23 protein-coding genes are annotated in these 20054 nt (G+C 69.0%); 14 read left to right on the top strand and 9 right to left on the bottom strand.

The annotated features are described in order from the left end of the window. Positions 1–50: 50 nt before the first annotated feature. Both JR064_RS03460 and JR064_RS03455 read right to left on the bottom strand, forming a co-directional pair. Positions 51–1214 carry an acyl-CoA dehydrogenase family protein gene (locus JR064_RS03460; protein WP_179565211.1) on the bottom strand — a complete coding sequence of 388 codons (1164 nt, stop codon included), beginning with the start codon at positions 1212–1214 and terminating at the stop codon, positions 51–53. Between the two features lie 107 nt (positions 1215–1321). Then, entirely contained in the window at positions 1322–2134 is an 813-nt protein-coding gene (locus JR064_RS03455) for a glycine zipper 2TM domain-containing protein (RefSeq protein ID WP_179565213.1), read from the bottom strand. A 179-nt stretch (positions 2135–2313) separates the two neighbouring features. Between JR064_RS03455 and JR064_RS03450 the strand changes: the two genes are divergently transcribed. From JR064_RS03450 to JR064_RS03435, 4 genes are all read left to right on the top strand, one after another. Further along, complete coding sequence (locus JR064_RS03450) at positions 2314–2553, top strand: DUF6116 family protein (RefSeq protein WP_191824034.1); 240 nt, start codon at positions 2314–2316, stop codon at positions 2551–2553. A gap of 6 nt (positions 2554–2559) precedes the next feature. Next, complete coding sequence (locus JR064_RS03445; RefSeq protein ID WP_206228827.1) at positions 2560–3342, top strand: TatD family hydrolase; 783 nt, start codon at positions 2560–2562, stop codon at positions 3340–3342. Positions 3343–3455: 113 nt separating this feature from the next. Further along, positions 3456–3824: a hypothetical protein gene (locus tag JR064_RS03440; RefSeq protein WP_206228826.1), complete on the top strand. Its 369-nt coding sequence runs from the start codon at positions 3456–3458 to the stop codon at positions 3822–3824. 3 nt (positions 3825–3827) lie between these two features. Beyond that, positions 3828–4262, top strand: coding sequence for a hypothetical protein (locus JR064_RS03435; RefSeq protein ID WP_206228825.1), 435 nt, complete (start codon positions 3828–3830; stop codon positions 4260–4262). Positions 4263–4331: 69 nt separating this feature from the next. Here JR064_RS03435 and JR064_RS03430 read toward each other — a convergent pair whose 3' ends face one another. Further along, positions 4332–5165: a tRNA threonylcarbamoyladenosine dehydratase gene (locus JR064_RS03430; protein ID WP_206228824.1), complete on the bottom strand. Its 834-nt coding sequence runs from the start codon at positions 5163–5165 to the stop codon at positions 4332–4334. A gap of 95 nt (positions 5166–5260) precedes the next feature. On the opposite strand from JR064_RS03430, the gene JR064_RS03425 reads away from it, so the two are divergent. Both JR064_RS03425 and JR064_RS03420 read left to right on the top strand, forming a co-directional pair. After that, positions 5261–5686: a hypothetical protein gene (locus JR064_RS03425; RefSeq protein WP_179565225.1), complete on the top strand. Its 426-nt coding sequence runs from the start codon at positions 5261–5263 to the stop codon at positions 5684–5686. Positions 5687–5839: 153 nt separating this feature from the next. Then, positions 5840–6316, top strand: coding sequence for a glycine zipper 2TM domain-containing protein (locus JR064_RS03420; RefSeq protein WP_206228823.1), 477 nt, complete (start codon positions 5840–5842; stop codon positions 6314–6316). Positions 6317–6412: 96 nt separating this feature from the next. On the opposite strand, the gene JR064_RS03415 is transcribed toward JR064_RS03420, so the two are convergent. After that, on the bottom strand, positions 6413–6628 hold the full coding sequence (locus JR064_RS03415; protein WP_046979462.1) for a cold-shock protein: 216 nt from the start codon (positions 6626–6628) through the stop codon (positions 6413–6415). Between the two features lie 236 nt (positions 6629–6864). Between JR064_RS03415 and JR064_RS03410 the strand changes: the two genes are divergently transcribed. After that, positions 6865–7350, top strand: coding sequence for a DUF456 domain-containing protein (locus JR064_RS03410; protein WP_179565229.1), 486 nt, complete (start codon positions 6865–6867; stop codon positions 7348–7350). A gap of 129 nt (positions 7351–7479) precedes the next feature. Continuing rightward, positions 7480–8631 (top strand): phospholipase A, encoded by a 1152-nt coding sequence (locus JR064_RS03405; RefSeq protein WP_206228822.1) that lies wholly within the window; start codon positions 7480–7482, stop codon positions 8629–8631. 73 nt (positions 8632–8704) lie between these two features. Here JR064_RS03405 and JR064_RS03400 read toward each other — a convergent pair whose 3' ends face one another. Further along, positions 8705–9340, bottom strand: coding sequence for a glutathione S-transferase family protein (locus JR064_RS03400; protein WP_179565233.1), 636 nt, complete (start codon positions 9338–9340; stop codon positions 8705–8707). 84 nt (positions 9341–9424) lie between these two features. Beyond that, positions 9425–10948 (bottom strand): FumA C-terminus/TtdB family hydratase beta subunit, encoded by a 1524-nt coding sequence (locus tag JR064_RS03395; RefSeq protein ID WP_206228821.1) that lies wholly within the window; start codon positions 10946–10948, stop codon positions 9425–9427. Between the two features lie 101 nt (positions 10949–11049). On the opposite strand from JR064_RS03395, the gene JR064_RS03390 reads away from it, so the two are divergent. The 3 genes from JR064_RS03390 to JR064_RS03380 all read left to right on the top strand — a co-directional run bounded on the left by JR064_RS03390 (position 11050) and on the right by JR064_RS03380 (position 13586). Then, entirely contained in the window at positions 11050–11931 is an 882-nt protein-coding gene (locus tag JR064_RS03390; RefSeq protein ID WP_206228820.1) for an RNA polymerase sigma-70 factor, read from the top strand. Between the two features lie 97 nt (positions 11932–12028). Further along, positions 12029–12469 carry a carboxymuconolactone decarboxylase family protein gene (locus JR064_RS03385; RefSeq protein WP_179565239.1) on the top strand — a complete coding sequence of 147 codons (441 nt, stop codon included), beginning with the start codon at positions 12029–12031 and terminating at the stop codon, positions 12467–12469. 211 nt (positions 12470–12680) lie between these two features. Next, positions 12681–13586, top strand: coding sequence for a dimethylarginine dimethylaminohydrolase family protein (locus tag JR064_RS03380; protein WP_179565241.1), 906 nt, complete (start codon positions 12681–12683; stop codon positions 13584–13586). 70 nt (positions 13587–13656) lie between these two features. On the opposite strand, the gene JR064_RS03375 is transcribed toward JR064_RS03380, so the two are convergent. Continuing rightward, on the bottom strand, positions 13657–13884 hold the full coding sequence (locus JR064_RS03375) for a hypothetical protein (protein WP_206228819.1): 228 nt from the start codon (positions 13882–13884) through the stop codon (positions 13657–13659). Positions 13885–14091: 207 nt separating this feature from the next. Here JR064_RS03375 and JR064_RS03370 point away from each other — a divergent pair, with 207 nt between their 5' ends. From JR064_RS03370 to JR064_RS03360, 3 genes are all read left to right on the top strand, one after another. Beyond that, the gene (locus JR064_RS03370; protein ID WP_206228818.1) at positions 14092–15975 is read left to right on the top strand and encodes an ABC transporter ATP-binding protein; all 1884 of its coding nucleotides are present in this window, start codon (positions 14092–14094) and stop codon (positions 15973–15975) included. Positions 15976–16001: 26 nt separating this feature from the next. Continuing rightward, positions 16002–16397, top strand: coding sequence for a hypothetical protein (locus JR064_RS03365; RefSeq protein ID WP_241092833.1), 396 nt, complete (start codon positions 16002–16004; stop codon positions 16395–16397). Between the two features lie 97 nt (positions 16398–16494). Next, positions 16495–17274: a ferredoxin--NADP reductase gene (locus JR064_RS03360; RefSeq protein ID WP_179565247.1), complete on the top strand. Its 780-nt coding sequence runs from the start codon at positions 16495–16497 to the stop codon at positions 17272–17274. Positions 17275–17410: 136 nt separating this feature from the next. Here the strand turns inward: JR064_RS03360 and JR064_RS03355 are convergent, their stop codons facing one another. Then, a complete protein-coding gene (locus tag JR064_RS03355; RefSeq protein ID WP_179565249.1) occupies positions 17411–17902 on the bottom strand; it encodes a glutathione peroxidase in 492 nt (163 codons plus the stop codon). Between the two features lie 4 nt (positions 17903–17906). Next, positions 17907–19949: an amidohydrolase family protein gene (locus tag JR064_RS03350; RefSeq protein ID WP_179565251.1), complete on the bottom strand. Its 2043-nt coding sequence runs from the start codon at positions 19947–19949 to the stop codon at positions 17907–17909. Positions 19950–20054: the final 105 nt, after the last annotated feature.

Below are 20054 nucleotides of genomic sequence, written 5' to 3'. Positions count from 1 at the left end.
CCTCGTGCCTGTCCATTGCCCCGGGCGCCATGGCCGCGGCGCGTACCGGTTCAGAACGCATTGATGCCGGTCAGCTCGCGGCCGACCACCAGCTGGTGCACGGTCTCGGTGCCTTCGTAGGTGATCACCGATTCCAGGTTCAAGGCATGGCGGATGGCGCCGTATTCGGTGGTGATGCCGGCGCCGCCGAGCAGGTCGCGGCATTCGCGGGCGATGTCCAGCGCCATGCGCACGTTGTTCCACTTCGCCAGCGACACCTGCGCCGGCTGCAGTGCGCCTGCATCCTTGAGCCGGCCCAGCTGCAGCGCCAACAGCTGCGCGCCGGCGATGCGCCGGGCCATGTCGGCCAGCTTGATCTGCGCGCTCTGCGTGGCCGCCAGCGGGCGTCCGAACAGGATGCGTTCGCCGGCATAGGCCAGCGCCTCGCGCAGGCAGGCGATCGCCGCGCCGATCGCGCCCCAGCTGATGCCGTAGCGGGCCTGGGTCAGGCAGCCCAGCGGGCCTTTCAGCCCGCGCACGCCCGGCAGCCGCTGCGCGTCCGCCACGCGCACGTCGTCCAGGAACAGCGCCGAGGTCACCGAGGCGCGCAGGCTCATCTTGTGCGCGATGTCCTGCGTCGCGAAGCCCGGCGTGCCGGCTTCGACCAGGAAACCCTGCACCCCGTCCTCGGTCTGCGCCCATACGATCGCCACGTCGGCCAGGCTGCCGTTGGTGATCCACATCTTGCTGCCGCTCAGGCGCCAGCCGTCGCCGTCGCGCACCGCGCGGGTCTGCATCGCGGCCGGGTCGGAACCGCCCTGCGCCTCGGTCAGGCCGAAGCAGCCGATCGCGGTGCCGGCGGCCATCGCCGGCAACCAGCGCTGCCGCTGCGCCTGGCTGCCATAGGCGTGGATCGGATACATGCACAGCGAGGACTGCACGCTGACGAAGCTGCGCAGCCCGCTGTCGCCGCGTTCCAGTTCCTGGCAGATCAGGCCGTAGCAGACCGCATTGAGCCCGGCGCCGCCGTCGGCGGGCGGCAGCGTGGCGCCGAGCAGGCCCAGTTGCGCTAGGTCCGGCACCAGTTCGGCGGGGAACCGCGCCTGGTCGAACGCGTCGCCGATGATCGGCAGCACCCTGGCATCGACGAAGCGCGCCACCGCCTGCTGGATCGCGCGCTCCTCCTCGCTCAGCAGCGCGGCCACGTTGAACAGATCGTCGCAAGGCAACGGCATGGCGGGACTCGGCAGGCGAAAGCCGCATTGTATCGGCCTGCCCGCGCTCCGGAAAAAGAAAAGGCCGGCACCTGGCCGACCTTTTCTCCCTGCTGCCGCGGCGAGACTCAGCGCTGGCTGATCACGTCGCCGGCCGAGGCGGTCTGGGTGACCAGGCGCCCGTCCAGCACCGGCAAGCGGTCGCTGCTGGGCTTGTCGTCCATGCGCACGGTCTTCTCCTGGCCGTCGTAGCGGTAGGTGACCTCGTAGCCCTTGACCACGTCGTCCTTGCCCAAGGCGATGCGGCTGCCTGGCTTGCTGTCGGTGCGCATGGTGCCGGTGCTGCCGTCGTCGTTGCGGTAGGTCACGTTGTAGCCGGTGATGCGCGAGGACTCGGCGGTGCTGTTCTCGGTGTGGCACTGGCGCTCGGTGCGATCGACCACGCGGCCGCCGACGTGATTGCGGTCGACCTGGTTGCCGATGAAGCCGCCGGCCACTGCGCCGGCCGCGGTCGCCGCCTTGCGGCCATTGCCATGGCCGACCTGGTTGCCGAGCAGCCCGCCGACCACCGCACCGACCACGGTGCCGCCGACGTTGCCGTCGCGCTCGGGCAGGCGTTCCTGCACCACCACGTCGTTGCAGACCTGGCGCGGGGTGGTGGTGGTGGAAGTCTCGCGCAGCGGCTCGGTGCCGATCACCTCGGCGTAGCGCTGTTCCTTCTGCGTGATCGGATCGACCCGCACCACGTCGGCGTATTCCAGCTTGCCGCCGACATCGTTGCCTGCGACCGCGTCGCCGGCAACACTGTCCGCGGCCGGACGCACGTCGCCGCTGCCGGCGAACTCCTGCTTGTCGCGGTTGTTCATGAAGGCCGCGGTGGCCACGCCGCCGACCAGCAATGCGCCAGCCGCGACCAGAATGGTTGTCGTATTGCTCTTCATCGTTTCTCTCCTGCGGTCTGGCCGCGTTGTCTGCATCTACGGTGCTGTGATTACCATGCCGAAGCTGAACCGATCCGCTCCCTATTCAGCGAAAATCCTGAGCGCGGACTGGTGCGGCATGCGGAAAGGCGCCATATCAAGCGTGTTAGCGTTTTCATCACCCTGCCGGAGGATCGTCCATGCCTAACCCGATCGTGCTGCCATTGCTTCGGTGGGCCGGCAAATTGCGCTACCCCACGCTGTTCAAACTGACCGCCGGCCTGTTCGTGCTGAGCGTGCTGCTGCCCGACCCGCTGCCCTTCATCGACGAGATCGTGTTCGGCCTGGGCACCTTGTTGCTGGCCAACTGGAAGACCCGCACGCCTGCGCCCGTCGAACCGGAGCCCATCGCGTCCAGCGCGCGCCGCGTGCGCCGCTGACCGCCGATGCGTCTGATCGACAGCCACTGCCATCTCGACGCCGCCGAGTTCGACGGCGACCGCGCCGCGGTGGTCGCGCGCGCGCAGGCCGCCGGCATCGTCGCGCAGGTGCTGCCGGCGGTGACGGCGGCCTCCTGGCCGAAGCTGCGCGAGGTCTGCGCGATGGCCGACGGCCTGTATCCGGCCTACGGCCTGCATCCGCTGTTCCTGGACCAGCACCGCCCGGAGCATCTGCCGTTGCTCGGCGAGTGGATCGAACGCGAGCGCCCCTGCGCCATCGGCGAATGCGGCCTGGATTTCTTCGTCGAAGGACTGGATGAGGCCGAACAGCAGCGGTATTTCGCCGGCCAGCTGCAGCTGGCGCGCGCGTTCGACCTGCCGGTGATCGTGCATGCGCGGCGCGCGGTGGACGCGGTGATCCTGGCGATCCGCAAGGTCGGGCGCCTGCGCGGCGTGGTGCACAGCTTTGCCGGCAGCCCGGAACAGGCGCGGCAACTGCAGTCGCTGGATTTCCTGATCGGCCTCGGCGGCCCGGTCACTTACGCACGCGCGCAGCGGCTGCGGCGCCTGGCGGCCGAGCTGCCGCTGCAGCAGTTACTGCTGGAAACCGACGCCCCGGACCAGCCCGACGCGTCCATCCGCGGCGAGCGCAACGAGCCGGCGCGGCTGCGCACGGTCCTGGACACGATCGCCATGCTGCGCGGCCAGCCCGCCGCCGAGATCGCCGAACAGACCACGCGCAATGCGCAGCAACTGTTCGGCCTGGATGCGCGTGCCGAGCCCGCGTGACGGCTCGGAAATGCGGCGGCCTGCAGGGAAACAGACATAGAGTCACAGCGAACGCACAGTGCCAGCCCTGCAAGGAGCGCTTCGGCCTGGACACGCAACCGCGTGCGTTCGTCATGCCGCTGCTGGCAAAGGGTCAGCGTTCCATCATGATCGAGTGCCCGTGCTGCGGCGCGTCCACGCAGTACGTCACGATGGTCGCTGTCGCCAAACCACATGACCACGAGGCACCCCTATCGCGGCCCGCTTCCACGATGCGCGGGATGGGTCGATTGGTCGATGCCGATCCGCCGCCGTTCTGGGGCTGCGGCGAATGCGGCAGTGTCTGGCATGAGGAGCGCGATTTCCAGACGCGAATTTCGCGCATCGTCGCTCGCCACCCGTATCGGGCAGACAGCTACAAGAGAATCGAGGGCAAATGGCTGCCCGCTGGGCCGGATGTAGAATCGGCGGACCACGAAGAACGCATCGGCAAGGAGCCATGACGCATGGAAGACCTGGCAGACGCAAACCCCGAGCTGGCGAAGGACATCATGGGTATCATGGAGTCGGGCAATGCGCTGGACGAGCGCGGCGACAAGGGCGCCGCCCGATCGGCCTACCACCGCGCCTGGGACTTGCTGCCCGAGCCGAAGCTGGAATGGCCGCCGCTGTCGGCGTGGATCACCGGCTCCTTCTACAACCTGCATTTCGACAACGCCGACTTCGCCGCCGCCAAACAATGGGCGCAGAAGTCGCTACAGGCCCGTGAATCGGATAGCGATACCGGCCCATTGCTCGACCTCGGAATGGCGCACTTCGAGCTGGAAGAATATTCCGAGGCCTATCGCTGTTTCGACCAAGCCCACCGCCTCGGCAAGGCAAGAGCCTTCCAGGAACGGCCAAGGAAGTACCTCGCGTTCTATCTGGAAAAGAATCACTGACGGACTCCGTCAGGCCGGCAGGCGTGAACCAATTGTCAGGCCCACGGGGCGGACAACCGCTTCGGCTCGCTACTCCGCTTCCAGCGCCGCAGCCGTCGCCGTCGCCGGCTGCTCCCGCTTCGGTTTCAACAGCATCTCCAAGGCCTTGCCCGCCGCGGCGAAGGCGAACGCGCCGGTGATATGCGTGGCGGCGCCCAGCCCGGCGCCGCAGTCCAGGTTCAACGCCGCATCCGGCCCCAGCTGCGGCCGCAGCCCGCATACGCTGCCGTCGGCCTGCGGGTAGCGCACGTTCTCCAGCGAATACACCGCCGGCACGCCGAAGTAGCGCTGCGGGTTCTTGGGGAAGTTGAACTCGCTGCGCAGCTTCTTGCGGATCAACGCCAGCATCGCGTCGTGCTCGGTGCGCGACACGTCGCGGATGCGCACCAGGGTCGGGTCGGTGCGGCCGCCGGCCGAACCCACGGTCAGCAGCGGCAGCTTGCGCCGGCGGCACCAGGCGATGGTCTCCACCTTGACCCGGAAGCTGTCGCAGGCATCGACGACCAGGTCGAAGCCGGTGCCGAGCAGTTCGGCGATGTTGGACGGGGTCAGGAAGGCCTCGACCGCGGTCGCTTCGATCGCCGGGTTGATCGCCACGCAGCGCTCGGCCATGGCCCGCGCCTTGTTGCGCCCGTACTGGCCCTGCAGCGCCGGCAACTGGCGGTTGGTGTTGGACACGCAGATGTCGTCGGCGTCGATCAGGGTCAGATGGCCGACCGCCGAACGCGCCAGCGCCTCCACCACCCACGAGCCGACGCCCCCCATCCCCACCACCGCCACCCGGCATTGCGCCAGGCGCTCGATGGTCCCGCGCCCGTACAGCCGGTCGATGCCGGCGAAGCGCTCGCGCAATTGTTCGTTCATGCGCGCAGTTTATTTCATTGGCGACGCCGCGGCGGCGACGCCACGCGGGTCGGCGGCCGGCGTACTATCGCGCTTTCCTTCCGCCAGCCCGCCCCATGGCCAGCCCGCCCGCCTCCACTGCCTCCCGCTACCTGTTCGTGCTGCTCGCCGGGATCCTGATCGGCCTGGTCGCGACCGTGATGTCGATGCGCGCGCTGCAGGCGCGGCAGGATCCGTTCCCGCGTAGCCTGATGCAGGTGATGGACAAGCAGCTGGCCTTGCTGCAACGCAGCCATGCGCAGAACCGCTGCAGCGCCGCCGACCTGCAAGCGCGCGTGCACACGCTGCGCCTGCTCGGCAACGACCTGGAAACCGCGTTTCCCGGACTCGGCGACGACAGCCGCTTCCAGCAGCATGCCGGGGCGCTGCGCGCCACCCTGGATGCGGCGCAGGCCCCGCTGCCGACCACCTGCGCCGCGCTAGACCAGCTCACCCACCGGATCGACGACGGTTGCGACGCCTGCCATCGCGATTTCCGCTGACCCGCCGTCGCGCTCGTCGATGAATTCCCCCTGACGCTGCAGCGCGTCGGCCATCCAGGCGCGTGGCGATTGGCGTTGCATTCACACGCTGGCGGACAGGATGCGTGCAAACGCGGGGCTGCCGCGGTCCACCGTCTGTCGAGGAGAGCACACATGAAGATCCATCTACTGGCCACTGGCGCCGTCGCCGTTCTGGCATTGGCCGGCTGCGCCACGTCCCCCGGCTACGGCGGCGGTGGCGGCGGCTACAGCCAGCCGTCGCGCGGCTATTCGGACAACCGCTGCGCGGACTGCGGCATCGTCACCCGCATCGATACGGTGGCCTCCGGCCGCACCGCGCCCACCGGCACCGGCGCGGTCCTGGGCGGCATCGTCGGCGCGATCGCCGGCCACGAGATCTCCGACCACACCGGCGGCAGCAAGGGCAACCAGAACGTATCGGCCGTGGCCGGTGCCGCCGCCGGCGCGCTGGCCGGCAACCAGATCCAGAACAACGTCACCAGCGACAGCTACGACGTGCACGTGCAGATGGACGATGGCCGGGTGATCGTGGTCAACCAGCGCGATCTGGCCGGGATCCGCGAGAACACCTACGTGCGCGTGGTCAACGGCCGCGTGGTGACGCGCTAAGCGCTCGCGCTGCCGCGCTTGCCGAAACGCAAAAAGGCCCGCAGTGCGGGCCTTTTTGCTGGGCGCGGGCCCGGCGTTGCGCCGGGCGCGCCGGGTTCAGACCGGCTGCACCGCGTCGGCCTGCAGGCCCTTCTGGCCCTGCACCACGGTGAAGCTGACCTTCTGCCCTTCCTTCAGGCTCTTGAAGCCTTGGGTCTGGATCGCGCGGAAGTGCACGAACACGTCCTCGCCGTTCTCGCGGCTGATGAAACCGAAGCCCTTGGCATCGTTGAACCACTTCACGGTGCCGTTTTCGCGATTGCCGTCAGTCATGGACTTACTCCTTGAAACAGTCTCAGGGGTGGGTACGCCGTGGGTTCGGCGGCTGGTTGCAAGGAGGAAGCGAGGTATAACGCTGTAGCGGATCGTTTGGATCTACCGCATCGGGCCACGATTCACGGTGACCTTTGCAAACGCAGCGGCTGAAACTTACCGCGGCGAAAATGAAAATGCAATCAGCAAAAACACCCCGTCTGTCAACCCCCAAATCACCCTCCGGAGCAAGCCGCGTGGATCCTACGTTCATCTACTACATCGTCGCCGGGCTGCTGGTGGTGCTGGGCCTGGCCGGGGTGGTGCTGCCGGCCCTGCCGGGGATGCCGCTGCTGTTCGCCGGGCTGTTGCTGGCGGCCTGGGCCGACGGTTTCCAGCGCGTGGGCTGGGTGATGCTGACGGTGCTCGGCGTGCTGACCCTGCTGTCGTTCCTGGTCGATTTCCTGGCCACCGTGTTCGGCGCCAAGCGCGTGGGCGCCAGCCGCAAGGCGCTGTGGGGCTCGGTCCTGGGCAGCATTGCGGGATTGTTCTTCATGCCGATCGGCCTGTTCGTCGGGCCCTTCGTCGGCGCGCTGGCCGGCGAATACTGGCACGGCCGGCAGCTGCAGCAGGCGACCAAGGTCGGCCTCGGCACCTGGCTGGGCATCGTCCTGGGGACCGCCGCCAAGCTGGCCCTGGCGCTGGCGATGGTCGGCCTGTTCGCCGCCGCCTGGCTGCTGTGAGGCCCCGCGTCGGCGTCGTGAGATGAACGCGTGATGACTCCGTTGTGGACGCTGCTGTATTTTCGCAGCCGGCTATTCACCTCGGCAGCGCACCACCCGCCCGCGCCGCCTGTTTCCGAGAGAACCTGCATGATCCATCGCCCGGCCCGTCCCCTGTTGCTGCTGTCCTTCGCGGCGATGCCGCTGGCCCACGCCCAGGAAGTGAAGCCCACCCCTGCCTCGCCCGAGGCCTGCGTCGCGATCACCAGCGACGCCGCGCGCCTGTCCTGCTACGACCAGGCGCTGTCGCGCCGGGTCGCCGATCCGCAGGCCGCCGATGCGGCGGCGAAGATGGCCATCGAGAACCAGAAGCAACAGCTGGATGCGTCGATCCCGCAGGACGCCGGCCTGGCCGAACGCACCCGCCAGCGCGCCGCCTCGCTGTTCAAGGACGACCGCTACGACGCCACCATCGCCAACGCCGGCAAGGGCTCGCTGCTGGACAGCCGCTGGGAACTGGCCAAGGACTCCAAGCTGGGCACCTTCCAGCTGCGCGCCTACAAGCCGGTGTACCTGCTGCCGGCGTTCTGGACCAGCAAGAAGAACGAGACGCCGTCCTCGCCGAACCCGAACAACACGGTGACCACGGCCGAGTCGCTGGACAGCATCGAAGCCAAGTTCCAGCTCAGCTTCAAGACCAAGATCGTGGAGAACATCTTCGGCGACAACGGCGACCTGTGGGGCGCCTATACCCAGAGTTCGCGCTGGCAGGTCTACAACAGCGAGCAGTCGCGGCCGTTCCGCGAGACCAACTACGAGCCGGAGCTGGCGCTGGTGTTCCGCAACAACTACAGCCTGTTCGGCTGGAAGGGACGGATGACCGGGATCCAGCTCACCCACCAGTCCAACGGCCGCAGCGATCCGTTCTCGCGCAGCTGGAACCGGGCGATCCTCAACGTCGGCCTGGACCGCGAGAACTGGGCGCTGGTGCTGCGCCCGTGGTACCGGCTCCCGGAAAGCGACCGCCAGGACAACAACCCGGACATCGAGGACTACATGGGCCGCGGCGACGCGACCCTGACCTACAACCGCGGCGGCCACGAAATCTCGCTGATGGCGCGGCATTCGCTGCGCAGCGGCGACCGTTCGCACGGCGCGGTGCAGTTGGACTGGGGCTTTCCGATCAGCAACCTGCTGCGCGGCCATGTGCAGGTGTTCGACGGCTACGGCGAGAGCATGATAGACTACAACCACCGCGCCACCTATGTGGGCCTGGGCGTGTCGCTGCTGGAGTGGTACTGAGGCCCGAACGGCCTCGGAGCGGCATCGCGCGGCGGCCGTCAGCGGCCGCCGCGCCACATGGCCGGCGCCGCGCTCAGGTCCAGTCGGTCAGGCCTTCGCGGCGGTAGGTTTCCTGGAACGCGGCACGCGCCTTCATCCGTTGCGCGTGCGCCTGCAGCGCCGGCCAGGTATCGCTGGGCCGCGGCATGTTGCGCGACCAGCGCATCATCATCGTCAGCATGAAATCGGCCGCCGACAGCTGCGCGCCGAGCAGGTACGGACCGTTCGCCTGCAGATGCTGCGCGACCTGCTCCCAGGCCGCCTCCAGCTTCTGCCGCGCCTGCGCCTTGCTCGCCTCGACGTTGTCGGCACCGGCCGGCTCGTCCGGATAGAACCAGGCGCGGTAGGCCGGCTGCAGCGTGTTGGCGCAGAACAACATCCAGCGATAGTAGTCGGCGCGCGCCGGGCTGCCGGGCGGCGGGGCCAGTCCGGCTTGCGGATGCAGGTCGGCCAGGTGCAGCACGATCGCCGCCGCCTCGGTCAGCACCTGCCCGTCCAGCACCAGCGTGGGCACCACGCCGGCCGGATTGAGCTGCAGGTACTCCGGCGTTTTATGCTCGCGCCGCTCGAAATCCAGGGCGTGCAGCGTATGCGGCACGTCCAGTTCGATCAGCAGCCAGTGCACCACCAGGGCAGCGGTGCTGGGCGAGTAGTACAGGGTGGCGCTCATGCAATCTCCTGGTAAGTCGCCGCAGCCGGATCACTGCGGCCGTGGCAGTCTCGCATGCCGCGCCGTGCCGGCGGCGGCGCCGGCTCAGGCCGGTTCGACCACCACCGGGATCTTGCCGATGCGCGATTGCCATTCGCGCGGGCCGGTCTTGTGCACCGACTCGCCGCTGGCATCCACCGCCACGGTGACCGGCATGTCCTTGACCTCGAACTCGTAGATCGCCTCCATGCCCAGGTCTTCGAACGCCAGCACGCGCGAGGCCTTGATCGCCTTGGACACCAGGTAGGCCGACCCGCCGACCGCCATCAGGTACACGGCCTTGTTGTCGCGGATCGCCGCGATCGCCGCGTCGCCGCGCTCGGACTTGCCGACCATGCCGAGCAGGCCGGTCTGCTCCAGCATCTGCCGGGTGAACTTGTCCATGCGCGTGGCGGTGGTCGGGCCGGCCGGGCCCACCACTTCGTCGCGCACCGGATCGACCGGGCCGACGTAGTAGATGAAGCGGTTGGTGAAATCGACCGGCAGCGTCTCGCCGCGGTTGAGCATGTCGATCATGCGCTTGTGCGCGGCGTCGCGGCCGGTCAGCAGCTTGCCGTTGAGCAGGACCACCTCGCCCGGCTTGAAGCTGGCGACTTCTTCCTTGGTGATGGTGTCCAGGTTCACCCGGCGCGCGTTGCTCGGGTTGTAGGTGAGCTTGGGCCAGTCTTCCAGCGACGGCGGCTCCAGCATCACCGGGCCGCTGCCGTCCAGGGTGAAATGCGCATGGCGGGTCGCCGCGCAGTTCGGAATCAGCGCCACCGGCAGATTGGCGGCGTGGGTCGGATAGTCCTTGACCTTGATGTCCAGCACCGTGGTCAGGCCGCCCAGGCCCTGCGCGCCGATGCCCAGCGCGTTGACCTTCTCGTACAGCTCCAGGCGCAGTTCCTCGGCCCGGTTGGACGCGCCGCGCGCCTGCAGGTCGACGATGTCGATCGGCTCCATCAGCGCTTCCTTGGCCAGCAGCATCGCCTTCTCGGCGGTGCCGCCGATGCCGATGCCGAGCATGCCCGGCGGGCACCAGCCGGCGCCCATGGTCGGCACGGTCTTGAGCACCCAGTCGACGATCGAATCGGACGGGTTGAGCATCGCGAACTTGCTCTTGGCTTCCGAGCCGCCGCCCTTGGCCGCGACGATCACCTCGACGTGCTCGCCCGGCACGATCTTGGTGTTGACCACCGCCGGGGTGTTGTCCCTGGTGTTGGCGCGCTTGCCGGCCGGATCGGCCAGCACGCTGGCGCGCAGCTTGTTGTCCGGATGGTTGTAGGCGCGGCGCACGCCCTCGTTGACCATGTCCTCCACGCCCATCGTGGCGTCGTCCCAGCGCACGTTCATGCCGATTTCCAGGAACACGGTGACGATGCCGGTGTCCTGGCAGATCGGGCGGTGGCCCTCGGCGCACATGCGCGAGTTGATCAGGATCTGCGCGATGGCGTCCTTGGCGGCCGGCGACTGTTCGCGCTCGTAGGCGGCGGCCAGGTTCTTGATGTAGTCGACCGGGTGGTAGTAGCTGATGTACTGCAGCGCGTCGGCGACGGACTGGATGAGGTCTTCCTGCTTGATCGAGGTCACGGCTGGCTCTACGGCTGGCGGGGGGAAACCCGGCCATTTTAGGGCAAAGTGACCGCTTCGCCCGCTGTCACGCCGGCACGCGCTGTTCCGTCCTGGTCGCCATGAGCCCCGATCCCGCCTTCGAATCCCAACGTCCCCGGCTGTTCGGCCTGGCCTATCGCCTGCTCGGCAGCCGCAGCGACGCCGAGGACGTGCTGCAGGACGCCTGGCTGCGCTGGCAGTCCAGCGACCGTACCGCGATCCGCGACCCGGAGGCCTGGCTGGTGACCACCACCACCCGGCTCGGGCTGGACCGGTTGCGCGCGGCGCGCAGCGCCCGCGTCCACTACACCGGCCCGTGGCTGCCCGAGCCGCTGGAGATCGCCGAGGACACCGACCCGGCCGAGCGCCACGCGCGCGCCGAGCAGGTGTCGGTGGCGTTCCTGGCGCTGCTGGAACGGCTGGGTCCGGAGGAGCGTGCCGCGTTCCTGCTGAAGGAAGCGTTCGACTACGACTATGCGCAGATCGGCCAGCTGCTCGGACATGCCGAAGCCAACTGCCGGCAGCTGGTGCACCGCGCGCGCGAACGGCTCAAGGCCGGCCGGCCGCGCTTCGCGGTGACGCCGCAACGCCACCGGCAACTGCTGGAGCGCTTCATGCACGCCTCGCAACAGGGCGACCGCGGCGCGATCGTGGCCCTGCTCGACGCCAATGCGCGGATGTTCTCCGACGGCGGCGGCAAGGTCACCGCTACGCTGCGTCCGCTGCTCGGCGCCGAACGCATCGCCATGCTGTATTGGGCGGTGGCGCGGCGCGGCCTGGGCCTGCAGGCGCGGATCGGCACGGTCAACGGCGAACCGGCGATCCTGCGCTTCATCGGCACGCGTCTGCATTCGGCGGTGCTGGTGGTGATCGACGGCGAGCGCATCGTCGAAGTGCTGACCCTGATGAATCCGGACAAGCTGCCGCCGCTGGCCGGCGCAGGCGCTGCCGCGAGCGCCTGACGCGAACGCCTGGTCCGGGGCGGCGCTGTCACGCCGCCGCGCGCTGCCGCGTCCTTGCTGCGAAGACGGCCGTTGCGGCCGTCATGGAGCAGGACACATGCACTTCCATCGCATCGACTACACCCGCCACGAACCCGTCGCCTTCCGCGCCCTGCTGAGCGCCAGCCAGCAGGTGCACGAGGGCGTGCTCGGCCACGAACTGGCCGAACTGGTGTTCCTGCGCGTATCCCAGCTCAACGGCTGCGCCTATTGCATCGACATGCACGCCACCGCGCTGCGCAAGGCCGGCATCGAACCGCGCAAGCTCGACACCCTCGCCGGCTGGCGCGAGAGCCGCTTCTTCGATCCGCGCGAACGGCTGGCGCTGGCCTGGGCCGAGGCGCTCACCACCCTGCCGTCCGGCGCGCCGCCGCAGGACGCCTACGACGCCCTGTCGGCGCACTTCGACGAACACGGCATCAGCGCGCTGACCATGGCCATCGCCCTCATCAATGCCTGGAACCGGCTCGGCGTAGGCCTGCAACCGGCAATGCCGTAAGCGAAGCGCGAAGCGGCGTCCCGGCGCACGCCGGTACGCCGCCCGCCCCGCAATCCCGATCCCGACTCCCGACTCCCAATCCCCAATCCCCAATCCCCAATCCCGAATCCCGAATCCCGAATCCCGAATCCCGAATCCCGAATAGCGTGACCGCAAACCGCAACACGACACCGCTAGCGTTTGCGCATCACCAACGCACAGCGAGGCGGGCATGAGCGAGAAATTCCTGGCGGGTGGCGCGGCCGCGGACGACACGGACCTGGCATTCGCCGAGCCGCAAGCGCAGGCCTGCAGCGCCGCCCACGCAGGCCATCGCCTGCTGATGTGCGCGCCGCAGCACTTCGCCGTGGATTACGTGATCAACCCCTGGATGGAAGGCAACGTCCACGCCGCCAGCCGCGAGCGCGCCCAGGCGCAGTGGGATGCCTTGGTCGCGGCGGCCGAGGCGGCCGGCGCCCAGGTCGAGCGGATCGCCCCGGCCGCCGGGCTGCCGGACATGGTGTTCAGCGCCAACGCCGGCCTGGTGCTCGGCGACAGCTTCGTGCCCAGCCGCTTCCGCCATGCCGAGCGCCGCGGCGAGGAAGCGCTGTTCGCCGACTGGTGCCGCCGCGCCGGCTTCCGCATCCGTGCGTTGCCCGAAGACGTACGCTTCGAAGGCGCCGGCGATGCGTTGCTGGAGCGTGGCGCACGCCGGCTGTGGATGGGCCATGGCCATCGCAGCGACCTCGCCGCCGCGCACGAGCTGGCCGACCTGCTGGACATCGAGGTGATGCCGCTGCGCCTGGTCGATCCGCGTTTCTACCACCTGGACACCTGCTTCTGCCCGCTGCGCGACGGCTACCTGCTGTACTACCCGGCCGCCTTCGACGACTACGCGCAGGAAGCCATCGCCCGCCGCATCCCGCCGGCGCGGCGCATCGCGGTCGGCGAAGCCGACGCCCTCGCCTTCGCCTGCAATGCGGTGGACCTGGACCAGCGCCTGCTGCTCAACCGCGCCTCGCCGGAGCTGTGCGCGGCGTTGGCGCGGATCGGCTACCGCGTGGTGCAGACCCCGCTGGACGAATTCCTGAAGGCCGGCGGCGCGGCCAAGTGCCTGACCCTGCGCCTGGACGAGTGACGTTCCGCCGCGATCGACGGCCTGCCAGTGCATGGCCGCATGCGCGATACCCGCAGCGCTGCGCCGCTGGTCAGCCCAGACCGTAGAGGAAATCCAGGAACGCCTTCCAGAGTCTGCCGACACCGATGCGGCCGCGCCCGCCCAGCAGGCGGAACGCGGTGTAGACGACCGCAAACCCGAAGAACACCAGCGCGGCGACGATGACGACAGCCGGCGGCAGAAAGGAGTTGATCCAGAACAGGCAACCGAGGATGGCCAGACAGTAGACGACGTATCGGATGGCGAAGCCCGCCGTCATCGCGCACGTCCTCCAAAGCAGTCGAGCGCGGCAAGCGGCAGTGCGTCCTGCATGGAGAGCGGCCCCTGGTCCAGGCTCGGAAGATAGCGGGAATAGCGTCTTGGCGACAGCGGGCCGCGGCCGCCGCACCGATAGCGCACGGCGGCCCGCCGGTCGCACCAGGCCCAAACACTCCCCGCCCACACCCGGCCCCGGCACAATGCGCGGATGGCCTCCCCTTCTTCTGTCCATGGCGCGCCGCGCCCCTCTCCCCGTACCGGCCCCAGCCTGCGCGAACGCTTCGACGCGATGCGCAACCTGCCGCCGTTCCTGCGCCAGATCTGGCAGACCAGCCGCGGGCTGACCCTGACCAGCATCGGCCTGCGCGTGCTGCGCGCGCTGATCCCGGTGGCCTCGCTGTACATCGGCAAGCTGATCATCGACGAGGCGATCCACCTGGTCGGGCAGTCGCCCGGCTTCACCTCGTTCGGCGAGGCGCTGGCCAGCGGGCGGCTGGAACGGTTGCTGGAGCTGCTGGCGCTGGAACTGGCGCTGGCGATCGGCTCGGACCTGCTCGGGCGGCTGGTCAGCTATGCCGATACGCTGCTGTCGGAGCTGTTCAACAACGTCACCAGCGTGCAGCTGATGGAACATGCCGCGCAACTGGACCTGGAGGATTTCGAGGACCCGGAGCAGCAGGACAAGCTCGACCGCGCGCGGCGCCAGACCATGGGCCGGATGAACCTGATGAGCCAGCTGTTCGGCCAGGTGCAGGACGCGATCACCGTGGTCAGCTTCGCGATCGGCCTGGTGGTGTATGCGCCGTGGCTGATGCTGCTGTTGGCCGTCGCGTTGATCCCGGCGTTCGTCGGCGAGGCGCATTTCAACGCGCTGGGCTATTCGCTGAACTTCCAGTGGACCGCCGAGCGGCGCCAGCTCGACTACCTGCGCCAGGTCGGCGCCAGCGTCGAGACCGCCAAGGAAGTGAAGATCTTCAACCTGCACAGCTTCCTGATCGCGCGTTACCGCGCGCTGGCCGACCGCTTCTTCCAGGCCAACCGCGCGCTGGCGCGCAAACGCATGCTGTGGGGCACGCTGCTGGCGGCGCTGGGCACGCTGGGCTACTACGCCGCCTATGGCTACATCGCCTGGCGCACGGTGCGCGGCGATTTCAGCATCGGCGACCTGACCTTCCTGGCCGGCAGTTTCCTGCGCCTGCGCCAGCTGCTGGAAGGGCTGTTGATCGGGTTTTCGCAGGTCGCCGGACAGGCGCTGTACCTGGACGACCTGTATTCGTTCTTCCGCATCGTGCCCGAGATCCGCACCCGCCCCGGCGCGGTGCCGGTGCCGCGGCCGATCGTGCGCGGCTTCGTGTTCGAGAACGTCGGCTTCCGCTACCCGGACGCCGAGCAATGGGCGGTGCGGCACCTGGACTTCGAGCTGCGCGCCGGCGAGGTGCTGGCGCTGGTCGGCGAGAACGGCGCCGGCAAGACCACCCTGGTCAAGCTGCTGGCGCGGCTGTACGACCCGGACGAGGGCCGCATCCTGCTCGACGGCTGCGACCTGCGCGACTACGACCTGGACGACCTGCGCGCCAACCTGGGGGTGATCTTCCAGGATTTCGTGCGCTACCACCTCAGCGCCGGCGAGAACATCGGCGTCGGCCGGGTCGATTCGATGACCGACGCACCGCGGATCCGCGCCGCCGCGCAGCGGGCGATGGCCAGCGAGCTGATCGAAGGCCTGCCGCATGGCTACGAGCAACTGATCGGACGCCGCTTCAAGACCGGCGTGGACCTGTCCGGCGGGCAATGGCAGAAGATCGCGATCGCGCGCGCCTACATGCGCGATGCGCAGGTGATGATCCTCGACGAGCCCACCGCGGCGCTGGACGCGCGCAGCGAGTTCGAGGTGTTCCAGCGCTTCAAGGAGCTGTCCGACAACCGCACCGCGGTGCTGATCTCGCACCGCTTCTCCAGCGTGCGCATGGCCGACCGCATCCTGGTCCTGGCCGGCGGCCAGATCGAGGCCAGCGGCACCCATGCCGAACTGATGGCGCAGGGCGGACGCTACGCGGAGCTGTTCGAATTGCAGGCTGCTGGGTATCGTTGAGCTTCGTCTGCCCTTTCGGATCCGCCATGCTGCGACGCCTCCTGCCCTGCCTGCTTGCCGCCGCCGTGGCGGTCCCCGCCGCCGCGGCCGACCCGGTTCCCGGCCCATCCGACTACGCCGCCGCCAAGGCCCTGGCCGACCGCGACGAGGCCGCGCTGCCTGGCGCGCTGGCCCAGCGCCTGCAGGCGCTGCAACGCGCGGCGCTGGACGAGGGCGTGGCCAGCTGCGCCACGCCGCGCCCGGACACCTCGCCGTTCGTCGTCGTGGTCCAGCTGCAGGCCGACGGCAACGTCGGCGCGAGCTGGCGCAACGGCACCACGCCGCTGGCGCTGTGCATGGAGCGCTTCCTGCGCCAGCGCCCGTTGCTGGTCCCGCCGCAGGCGCCGCTGTACCTGTCCTACGAACTGTCGTTCGAGAAGTGACGCACGCCGGGATGAACCATCCCAAATGAGATTCCCTCTCATTTGGGGCGACATGGGGTAGAATGGCGCCCGCTCCTTCCCCATCACGATCAACGGCATGTCCTCTGCTTTTGGCCCCGAAACGGTGCTCGACGTCCGCCACTGGACGGACGACTACTTCAGCTTCACCACCACCCGCAACGAAGGCTTCCGCTTCGACAACGGCCAGTTCGTGATGATCGGCCTGGAGACGGAGACGCGGCCGCTGCTGCGCGCCTACTCCATCGCCAGCGCCAACTGGGAAGAGCGGCTGGAGTTCTTCAGCATCAAGGTGCCGGACGGCCCGCTGACCTCGCGCCTGCAGCACATCAAGCCGGGCGATGCGGTGCTGGTCGGCAAGAAGCCCACCGGCACCCTGCTGATCAGCGACCTGCACCCGGGCCGGCACCTGTATCTGCTCGGCACCGGCACCGGCCTGGCGCCGTGGCTGTCGGTGATCAAGGATCCGGAAACCTACGAGCGCTTCGACAAGGTGATCCTCACCCACGGCGTGCGTTTCGAAAAAGACCTCGCCTACCGCGACTACTTCGAGAACGAATTGCCGCAGCACGAGTTCCTCGGCGAGACCATTCGCGAGAAACTGCTGTACTACCCGGCGGTGACCCGCGAGGACTTCCGCAACCGCGGCCGCCTCACCGAACTGCTGGAAAGCGGGCAGATGCAGCAGACCCTGGGCCTGCCGCCGCTGAATCCGGAATACGACCGGGCGATGATCTGCGGCAGCCCGCAGATGCTGGCCGACCTGCGCCAGACCCTGGACGCGCGCGGCTTCGTCGCCTCCTCGCGGATCGGCACGCCGGGCCACTACGTGTTCGAGCGCGCCTTCGTCGAGAAGTGACGCGCGGCCGCGATCGCTGCGCCTGCCAATCGCGACGCACCACTGTAGGCGCCGCTTCAGCCGCGACAGCCGCTATCCGCAGAGCCTGTCGCGGCTGAAGCCGCTCCTACAGAAAAGCGGGCCACATCGCTTCCGCTCACCCCAGCGCGCGCTCGATCTCCGCCGCCAGCGCTTCCGGCTTGTCGGTCGGCGCATAGCGCGCCAGCACCCGGCCGTCGCGGCCGACCAGGAACTTGCTGAAATTCCACTTGATCGCGGCGATGCCGAGCAGCCCCGACTTCTGCTGCTTGAGCCACTGCCACAGCGGATGCGCGGCGTCGCCGTTGACCTGCACCTTGGCGAACATCGGGAAATCGACGTCGTAGGTCAGCGCGCAGAACTGTTTGATTTCCTCCGCGGTGCCGGGCTCCTGGTGGCCGAACTGGTCGCAGGGAAACCCCAGCACCACCAGCCCGCGTTCGCGGTATCGCTGCCACAGCGCCTGCAGCCCGGCGTATTGCGGGGTGAAGCCGCACTTGGAAGCGACATTGACGATCAACAGCACCTTGCCGGTGTAGTCGGCGAGCGGCTGCGGACGGCCATCGAGGTCGTCGGCGGTGAAGGCGTAGGCGGTGGTCGGCGTGTCCATGCGCTCAATCCTCGACGGTGGCGATGCGCGCCGGCGCGGCGAACGGTTCGATGCCCAGCGCCGCGTAGACCTCGCTGGGGTAATACGCCGTGCCCTGCTTCACCACCAGCGCGACCTTGCGCAGGTCGGCGATGTCGCGGGTCGGGTCGCCATCGACCAGGATCAGGTCGGCGCGCTTGCCCGGCGCGATCGAGCCGCGGCTGTCGAGCGTGCGCGAGTACTTGGCGCCGTTCCAGGTCGCCACCTGCAGCGCCTGCGCCGGGGTCAGCCCGGCCTGCACGTACAGTTCGATCTCGCGCTGCAGGGTGAAGCCCGGGGTGGCGTCGGTGCCGGCCACCAGCGGCACGCCGGCGCGGTACAGGCGCCCGACGAAGGCCACCATCTTCTCGTAGGAACGCTCGTACAGCGCCGCGGTGGCGTCGTCGGGAATGTCGAACTCGGCGCTGCGCAGCCCGCGCTGCACGTCCGGCGGCAGGTGTCCGGCGACCGCGGCATAGGCCTGCGACAGGTCGCCCGGGCGCTGGCGGATGAAGTCGAAGGTGGCCACGGTCGAATCGATGACGATCTGCCGCCTGGCCAGTTCCTGCACGAAGGCCTGCACCGGCGCCGAGTCGAAATCCAGGTCGGCGGTGCGCTTGGCCGGCAGGTAGAAACGCTCCAGCGTGCGCGTATCGGTGTCGTGGGTGGCGTAGAAGTTCAGCAGCACCTGGTTGATGTGCTGGATCTCGTCGTAGCCCTGCTCCACCGCCTCGTGCGCGAGCATGTGCACCGGAATGTGCCCGCTCACGCGCAGGCCCTTGGCGTGCGCGTAGGCGGCGGTGTCGCGCACCAGCGCCTGCGGGAACGAGTTGTAGATCTTGATGCCGACGTAGCCGTGCGCCGCATACCAGTCGACCGCCTCGTTGGCCTGTGCCTGGGTGCTGACCACGAAGCCGTTGCGCGCCGCCATCGGGCTCTCGCCCTCCAGGAAGCCGCAGGCGACCAGGCTCGGCATCAGCAACTGGCCGGCGCGCTCTTCCTGCATCACCTGCTGCAGCGTGGCGTTGTCGTTGCCCATGTCGCGCACGGTGGTGACGCCGGCGGCCAGGTGCAGGCCGCCGTCCCAGCGGCCGACGTGCCCATGCATGTCGAACAGGCCGGGCAGCAGCACCCGCCCCTGCGCATCGACCACCTGCTGCGCCTGCGCCGGCGCGCTGCCGGTGGCGACCACCGAGACGATCTTGCCGTCGCGCAGCAGCACGTCGGACGCGGCGCCGAGCGTGGCGTGCTCGCTGTCGAACACGCGCGCGTTGCGGATCAGCGTGGTACCGGGCAAGGGATGCGCCAGGCGCTGCTGCAACTCGACCAGGGCGGTGGCTTCGGCCTGCTTCTGCGCCGCTTCCAGCGCGTCGGCATCCTTTTCGTAGCCGGTTTCGATCAGCTGCATCCAGCCCGGCGCGATGAACGCGAACAGGCGCGGCGTGGTGTCGGTGGTGAGCCAGGCGAAGGTGGGGGTGAAGCCGACCCCGGTCAGCGCCACCAGTTGCACCTTGCGCGCGCTGTTGCCCTGGCCGACCTGCGCCTGCTGCAGCTTGCGCAGGGTCAGCGCGCCGCTGGGGATCAGCGGCAGCCTGCCGTCGGCGCGGCGGCTCAGCGCGGTCACCGCCGCCGAGGTCGCCGCCGGGGTGCCGCCGAGCGGCCAGTACTGCGCGCCGCCGGCCACGCGCCGCTCGCCCTGGTCGGACGTGGACTTCCACTGCACGCGCTCGCCGTCGCGGCTGAAGCGCTCGTCCACCGGCGCGCCGAAGGTGGAGGTGCCCTGTACCTGGTAGGTCTTGAAGGTGCCGTCGGCGGCCAGCGTGTACTGCTCCTTCAGTTCCGGGCCGCGGCCGTTGTCCTTGAACACGAAGTCCACCCGGGTGATGCCGTCGTCGCCGACGCTGACGCTCTGCTGCCCGGCCTGCTTGCCGCCGTCCACCAGCACCACGTAGCGCAGCGTCTGCGCCGACCACGCCGGCGCCGCCCATGCCGCGCACGCGGCCACGCACAAGCCGAAGATCGCTTTCATCGGTTTCTCCCTGCGGCCGTCGGCCGTGTTCACGCAATGGCAGTGGTCTGCATCGGTCAGGCGCTATATGACGCCGCCGCCGCGGCGAAGGCAAGCGCGCTTGCA

It is taken from the genome of Xanthomonas bonasiae, from assembly GCF_017163705.1.
GTDB lineage: Bacteria > Pseudomonadota > Gammaproteobacteria > Xanthomonadales > Xanthomonadaceae > Xanthomonas_A > Xanthomonas_A bonasiae.
The sequence above is the reverse complement of the archived record's forward strand: the minus strand, read 5'-3'. Positions and strand labels throughout refer to the sequence as shown.

Excerpts from the sequence above, each read along its gene's own strand:
- JR064_RS03460 (WP_179565211.1), bottom strand. The coding sequence starts at position 1,214 with ATGCCGTTGCCTTGCGACGATCTGTTCAACGTGGCCGCGCTGCTGAGC.
- JR064_RS03455 (WP_179565213.1), bottom strand. The coding sequence starts at position 2,134 with ATGAAGAGCAATACGACAACCATTCTGGTCGCGGCTGGCGCATTGCTG.
- JR064_RS03450 (WP_191824034.1), top strand. The coding sequence starts at position 2,314 with ATGCCTAACCCGATCGTGCTGCCATTGCTTCGGTGGGCCGGCAAATTG.
- JR064_RS03445 (WP_206228827.1), top strand. The coding sequence starts at position 2,560 with ATGCGTCTGATCGACAGCCACTGCCATCTCGACGCCGCCGAGTTCGAC.
- JR064_RS03440 (WP_206228826.1), top strand. The coding sequence starts at position 3,456 with ATGCCGCTGCTGGCAAAGGGTCAGCGTTCCATCATGATCGAGTGCCCG.
- JR064_RS03435 (WP_206228825.1), top strand. The coding sequence starts at position 3,828 with ATGGAAGACCTGGCAGACGCAAACCCCGAGCTGGCGAAGGACATCATG.
- JR064_RS03430 (WP_206228824.1), bottom strand. The coding sequence starts at position 5,165 with ATGAACGAACAATTGCGCGAGCGCTTCGCCGGCATCGACCGGCTGTAC.
- JR064_RS03425 (WP_179565225.1), top strand. The coding sequence starts at position 5,261 with ATGGCCAGCCCGCCCGCCTCCACTGCCTCCCGCTACCTGTTCGTGCTG.
- JR064_RS03420 (WP_206228823.1), top strand. The coding sequence starts at position 5,840 with ATGAAGATCCATCTACTGGCCACTGGCGCCGTCGCCGTTCTGGCATTG.
- JR064_RS03415 (WP_046979462.1), bottom strand. The coding sequence starts at position 6,628 with ATGACTGACGGCAATCGCGAAAACGGCACCGTGAAGTGGTTCAACGAT.
- JR064_RS03405 (WP_206228822.1), top strand. The coding sequence starts at position 7,480 with ATGATCCATCGCCCGGCCCGTCCCCTGTTGCTGCTGTCCTTCGCGGCG.
- JR064_RS03400 (WP_179565233.1), bottom strand. The coding sequence starts at position 9,340 with ATGAGCGCCACCCTGTACTACTCGCCCAGCACCGCTGCCCTGGTGGTG.
- JR064_RS03390 (WP_206228820.1), top strand. The coding sequence starts at position 11,050 with ATGAGCCCCGATCCCGCCTTCGAATCCCAACGTCCCCGGCTGTTCGGC.
- JR064_RS03385 (WP_179565239.1), top strand. The coding sequence starts at position 12,029 with ATGCACTTCCATCGCATCGACTACACCCGCCACGAACCCGTCGCCTTC.
- JR064_RS03380 (WP_179565241.1), top strand. The coding sequence starts at position 12,681 with ATGAGCGAGAAATTCCTGGCGGGTGGCGCGGCCGCGGACGACACGGAC.
- JR064_RS03375 (WP_206228819.1), bottom strand. The coding sequence starts at position 13,884 with ATGACGGCGGGCTTCGCCATCCGATACGTCGTCTACTGTCTGGCCATC.
- JR064_RS03370 (WP_206228818.1), top strand. The coding sequence starts at position 14,092 with ATGGCCTCCCCTTCTTCTGTCCATGGCGCGCCGCGCCCCTCTCCCCGT.
- JR064_RS03365 (WP_241092833.1), top strand. The coding sequence starts at position 16,002 with ATGCTGCGACGCCTCCTGCCCTGCCTGCTTGCCGCCGCCGTGGCGGTC.
- JR064_RS03360 (WP_179565247.1), top strand. The coding sequence starts at position 16,495 with ATGTCCTCTGCTTTTGGCCCCGAAACGGTGCTCGACGTCCGCCACTGG.
- JR064_RS03355 (WP_179565249.1), bottom strand. The coding sequence starts at position 17,902 with ATGGACACGCCGACCACCGCCTACGCCTTCACCGCCGACGACCTCGAT.
- JR064_RS03350 (WP_179565251.1), bottom strand. The coding sequence starts at position 19,949 with ATGAAAGCGATCTTCGGCTTGTGCGTGGCCGCGTGCGCGGCATGGGCG.